General features: G+C 55.0%; 2 protein-coding genes and 2 pseudogenes. 3 read left to right on the top strand and 1 reads right to left on the bottom strand.

Annotated features, from left to right (window positions below; translation table 11 throughout):
• Positions 1-1,463: pseudogene (locus ACESLU_RS10445) on the bottom strand (amidohydrolase); the annotation flags it as partial.
• Positions 1,464-2,184: 721 nt separating this feature from the next.
• On the opposite strand from ACESLU_RS10445, the pseudogene ACESLU_RS10440 reads away from it, so the two are divergent.
• The 3 genes and pseudogenes from ACESLU_RS10440 to ACESLU_RS10430 form a co-directional block, all read left to right on the top strand.
• Positions 2,185-2,792 (top strand): annotated as a pseudogene (locus tag ACESLU_RS10440) (hypothetical protein).
• Between the two features lie 184 nt (positions 2,793-2,976).
• Complete coding sequence (locus ACESLU_RS10435; RefSeq protein ID WP_372638593.1) at positions 2,977-5,202, top strand: carboxypeptidase regulatory-like domain-containing protein; 2,226 nt, start codon at positions 2,977-2,979, stop codon at positions 5,200-5,202.
• 215 nt (positions 5,203-5,417) lie between these two features.
• On the top strand, positions 5,418-5,918 hold a 501-nt coding region (locus ACESLU_RS10430), incomplete at its 3' end, for a RimK family alpha-L-glutamate ligase (protein ID WP_372638592.1).

The following is a 5,918-nucleotide window of genomic DNA, read 5'->3' as shown; positions in this document are numbered from 1 at the left end:
TAAATGCCGGGATCGGTGGTATAGGCAAAGCCCTGCTGGTTGTTCCCGTCTTCCCTGCGGTAGACAATGGTTTCTCCGTCCGGCGAAAACGAAGGCTGCCGGTAGATCCCTTTCCGCGTCGTGATCGTCCGTGGCCGGGCATCGGGATTGTTCACATCCAGCGCCTTGATGGCGCCCAGCGCGGTGTCGCTCCAGGTCACGTAGAGCAGCGTGTGGCCGTCGGGGGAAAACGAAGGCTCAAATTCAAAAGCGTCGCCGCCGGTCAGGCGCTCGGGGCTTCCGTCCGGGAGCTCTTTCTTCCACAGGTAACCCGCTGCATTGAAGACCAGAAGCCGGCCGTCGGGCGAGGTGACCGCGTGGCGGATCGCCCTGGCGGTAAATCGGTCAGGCGCCGGTTCCTGCCGGAAGGTTACGGCTTCGGCGACGTGTTGCTTCACCTCCGCTTCAAAAGGCAGCACTTCGCTCTCCCGGTCGTTCACATCCAGCTTGCGTATTTTGCCTTCCGCCCAGAAGACCAGCTGCTCGCTGTCGGGGGTCCAGTCGAGGTTGGTATAGGGACCAAAAATCGCCCATGCCTCCTGCTGATCTTTGCTGAGCCGGTCGTAGACGGGACGCTCGATACCCGATTCCAGGTCGCGGATATACAGCACGCTCCTGGTACGTACCCGCTTGATGAACGCCATTTTCTCACCGTCCGGCGACAAGGTGGGACTGATGGCGCCCCCGGGTCCCCCGGTAATGCGTTTGGTCTCGCCGGTCTCCCGGTCGTAGCGATTGATGAGGTAAATCTGGCTGTTGGGATCTTTGTTATACTGAAACTGTCCCCCGGGATATACGCTCTGGCTGTAATAGACGTAGCGTCCCCCGGGCGACAGGAACGGCTGTCCCAGGTCCTGCTGTTCGTTGGCTTTCTCGACCAGCCGGATGCCCGATCCGCCGGATCGATGGTACATCCAAAGCTCCCCGGCCCCGAGCGATCGGGTGGACGTGAAGTGCTTGCGGGCCACAAGATATTCCCCGTCCGGGGTCCACACAGCATTATTGAGCAGGCGAAAGTCCTCATCGGTCACCTGATACGCACCGGAACCGTCGGTATTCATTACCCAGATATTGTCGCCGCCGCCCGCGTCGCTGGTAAAGGAGATTCTGCTGCCGTCGGGACTGAATCGCGGCTGGATTTCATACGCCAGGTTATCGCGCAATACCGTTGCTTCGCCGCCGTCTATGGACATGATATAAATATCCCCGAGCAGGTCAAAAACCACCTGTTCGCCGTCGGGACTCACATCCAGGTTCATCCAGGTGCCTTCGGTGGTGGTAAATTCGATCTCCTTGTGAGGCGCCTCGGGATTGTTGACGTCCCATTCTTCCCCTTCGGTATCATTGTCCTGCGCCTGGACGGTGATACACAGCAGCATGAGAAGCAATAGCGAGCACAATTTTTTTATGATTGGATCATTCATGGTTGGATCATAAGTAAGATTGTTGGTAACTTCCGTTTGGCAGGATGCAACCCGGAAACCGGTTGGTCCCCCGACAGTCGTTAGTGGGGCCTGCACGCATTATATCACAGTACATTCGGGATTGGGTGCACCTTATATAAGCCTTACATCTAAAAACAACTGTGCTAAAAGTAAGAAAATAACGATCACCTTGTGGCCATTTTGCAATTTTTTAAGATGACTTTACCACATATTCCCTATTAACAGGTTACAGATTCCGTTTCGGCCCCCACGTAATAAGAAAGATTTATTCGGGGGAAATTCTACTGCTCTTCCACTTGCCTCTGATCTTCACAAATGGTATTCTTTTAATGACAATAGATGGATTATGAATCTTCGTGCTCTTATCATTTACACAAGACACAATATGCGGTATCAGAAACGTATGAAATAAGGGGAAAATGACGCTTTCTTAATTTATGTTGATAAATTTTTTGAGGCCTTTGCAAAACCTATAATTTTAATCAACATCAAAATCAAAACCTGAGCGAATCCCCCCATAAAAGGAACATGCGAGGATTTTGAATTCGCGAAAATGCAGGGGTTGACCAAAAGAACAGTTTGGTAAAGGCTTCTTTTTGATAACGGTGCAGAAACGAGAGGGTATTTACATTTAAAACAAAAGGGAACAATTATGAATACAAAGAAGATCATTTCAGTAATTACATTAGCTGTGTTATGGATGATGGGTGATCAAGGAACGTGGACGCAGGAGGCTCCCGCAGATACCAGCATGAGTTTTTTCATTACAAGTACAGGTCCCGGTAATGGAGCCGATCTCGGTGGCCTAGAAGGCGCGGACCGACACTGCCAGATGCTGGCAGACGAGGCGGGAGCTGGCGTGCGTACCTCAGTACCAGCGGCTCAGGCTCTGACGAATCGGTAAATGCCCGCGACCGCATCGGACAGGGAGCCTGGTATAATGCCGAAGGCGTTCTGGTGGCCCGGGACATAAAGCACCTGCACGGGGATGACAATAACCTCAACAAAGAGACAGCGCTCGATGAAAACGGCGAGATAGTCAACGGCCGGGGCGATGATCCCAATATGCACGATATTCTGACCGGTTCGCAATTGAATGGCACTGCTTTTTCCGGTGATGCAGACAAAACATGCGGTGACTGGACGAGCAGCGGCGAGGGCAGTGCACAGGTTGGCCATCACGATCGTGAAGGCGGCGGCGAGAATCCGACCTCATGGAACTCTGCTCATGGCTCCCGGGGCTGTAGCCAGCAGGATTTGCAAGGCACTGGCGGCAACGGTCTTTTCTACTGCTTTGCCATTGATTGAAGAATAGCAGAAAGATTTTCTGATCCGGTTGTCCCTATACCAACATCCCGTATAACAGGTTGCTGAAACCTGAATTTGAATGCCAGCTGCCGGCAACAGACTGCCAATATATATTAATTACTTAGATCTTTTGCGCAGGAGATCCATTATTATGTCATAATACCTATAGATAAATATTATTATCATGAAATCAGATCCCCCCATTCACGTATCCATTCACCCTGGCAAAACCAAGCAACAGAGCAGGGTCTCAAGATCCATTCATCTTCAACTGATTGCGATGGCCCTTCTTATAGCGGGACTCCTGGCCTGTAATTCCGGCAGCGGACAGGCGCCGTTACAGGTGGGCGATGATGACCTGGGAGGCGTAGTCACCGGGCCCGGAGGACCGGAGGCGGGCGTATGGGTAATTGCGGAGACCTACGATCTCTCCACCCGGTTTGCCAGGATTGTAGTCACCGATGAAGAGGGTCGTTATCTTATCCCCGATCTCCCGGATGCCAATTACAGCGTGTGGGTACGCGGCTACGGATTGGTGGACTCCCCGAAGCAGGAGGCCACGCCCGGCGATAACCTGGACCTGGAAGCGGTGGAAGCTCCCGACGAACAGGCCGCGGCGGAATACTACCCGGCCGGCTATTGGTTTTCCCTGATTGACGTCCCCGGCAAACAGGAATTCCCGGGCACCGGTCCCGACGGCAATGGCCTCTCCCCCAACATCGAAACCCAGGCCGATTACCTGCGAAACATCAAGTCGGGCAATTGCATGGCCTGTCACCAGTTGGGCAGTAAAGGAACGCGGGAGTTTCATGAATCTTTTGATCTCGATGGCTTTGATTCTTCGGAAGACGCCTGGGAGCGCCGCCTGCAGTCGGGACAGGCCGGCGGCAGTATGATCTCAAGCGTCCAGCGGCTGGGCAGTGATGCAACCCTCGAAATGTTCGCAGACTGGACCGACCGTATTGCCGCGGGAGAAGTGCCCCGGCAGCCCCCCCGGCCTGAGGGGATGGAGCGGAATGTCGTCATCACCCAGTGGGACTGGGCAGACCCGAAGGACTACCTGCACGACCTGGTCTCCACCGACCGGCGGGACCCCACCGTCAATGCCAACGGCCGTCTCTATGGCGCCCTGGAGCTCAGCGCCGATTACCTGCCCGTGCTGGACCCTGTAATACACGATACGAGCCGGGTGCCACTGACCGTACGCGACCCGGCAACGAGCCCGGCGGCGGCACAGGCGATGCCGCAGCCCTCCCCGTACTGGGGCGACGAACTGCTGTGGGACAGCAAGGCCAATGTCCACAATCCCATGCTTGACGGGGAGGGACGCGTTTGGGTGACCGCCACCGTGCGTCCCCCAAACAACCCTGACTTCTGCAAAGAAGGATCGGATCATCCCTCGGCTCAACAGTTTCCCGTTGACCGGGCGTACCGGCACCTCGGGGTCTACGATCCGGAGACCAGGGACTATACGCATATCAGTACCTGCTTCAGCACCCATCACCTGATGTTTGCCGAGGATGAGAACAATACGCTGTGGACGAGCGGCGGCGGCGAGGTGGTCGGTTGGCTCGATACCAAAGAGTTCGACGAAACCGGGGATGAGGAAGCCTCGCAGGGGTGGACCCCTCTCATCCTCGACACCAACGGCAACGGCCGGCGGGATGACTATGTGGAACCCGGCGAGCCTGTGGATTCAACCATGGACAAGCGCATCACAAACGGCTTTTATGCGGTCGCCCCGGCGCCGGACGGCTCAGTCTGGGGATCTTCGCTGGGCTACCCCGGGGCGGTCGTCAGGCTGGAACCGGGTGATAATCCCTCTGAGACGGCCCTGGCAGAACTCTATGAGCTGCCTCTCAATGACGAAGATGAGCCCGTCGAAGGTTTTTCTCCCCGCGGCATGGATATCGACCGCAACGGGGTGGCCTGGGTGGCGCTTGCAAGCGGACACATGGCCAGCTTTGACCGGGAGAAGTGCGAGGGACCGCTTAACGGTCCGGAGGCAACGGGACAGCACTGCCGCAAAGGGTGGACCTTCTACAGCGAGCCCCTGCCCCAGGTCAACGGGGTGGACGGTTCCGGCAGCGCGGAATCCAGCTACTACACGTGGGTGGATCAGTTTAACACGCTTGGACTCGGTGAGAACACACCGATCAACACCGGCAATGAATCAGAAGGGCTGTTAGTTCTGAATGACGGGGAGTGGATCGTACTCCGCGTCCCCTACCCGATGGGATTCTATACCAAATGGATGGACGGACGGATTGACGATCCGGATGCGGGCTGGAAGGGACGCGGTATCTGGGCAACTGTCAGCACCCGCGCGCCTTTTCACATGGAAGGCGGCAAGGGCACGACGAGTAAAGTCTATAAATTCCAGCTTCGTCCCGACCCCCTGGCAAAATGACCTGATCTTTCATCAACCCATCGCCAGTTGAAGGTCTGCAATGCTTAAACAACAGTGCAGGCCTTCGTAACGGATAAAAACCTATTTACCCGCAAGTCAAATCAGACTGTAACAGCGGAGCCCGGAAAGCGGGCAGGGCAGATTATTTATCCCAACATTCTATGCCAGTATTTTTATATTCCGCCTCTCATTATCCCAAACTTTAAATTTTATCCATGAAAAAGTGTGCGTTCCTGTCCATGGACAGCCTTGACGGCTATGAATGTTACGATCACCTACTCGTTGAACCCCTGGCCGAGCGGGGATGGTCGGCCGAAGAAATCTCCTGGCGCAACAGACAGGTGGACTGGAACCGCTTCGATGTGGTTCTTATCCGGAGCCCGTGGGATTACCAGCAGGACCCGCAAAAATTTTTTCAGGTGCTCCAGGAAATCAACCGGTCGTCCGCCATTCTGGAAAACAACCTCGAGCTGGTGGAATGGAATATAGATAAAACCTATCTGCGCGATCTTCAGCAGAAAGGCATAGAGATTGTACCCAGCCTGTGGAAGGATCATTTTGACAGGAGAGACTGGGAATCCTTCTTTACCGGGCTATCGGCGGACGAAATCATCATAAAACCCACCATCAGCGCCGGGGCCGAGGATACCTTCCGGCTGAAAAAAACCGAGGGGGACGAGTATGCGGGACAATTGACCGATATTTTTTCCCGACGG

The sequence above is a fragment of the Fodinibius sp. genome, from assembly GCF_041642155.1.
Taxonomy (GTDB): Bacteria; Bacteroidota; Rhodothermia; order Balneolales; family Balneolaceae; genus Fodinibius.
Note: the sequence above shows the minus strand (reverse complement) of the source record. Positions and strands in the feature narration are given on the sequence as shown.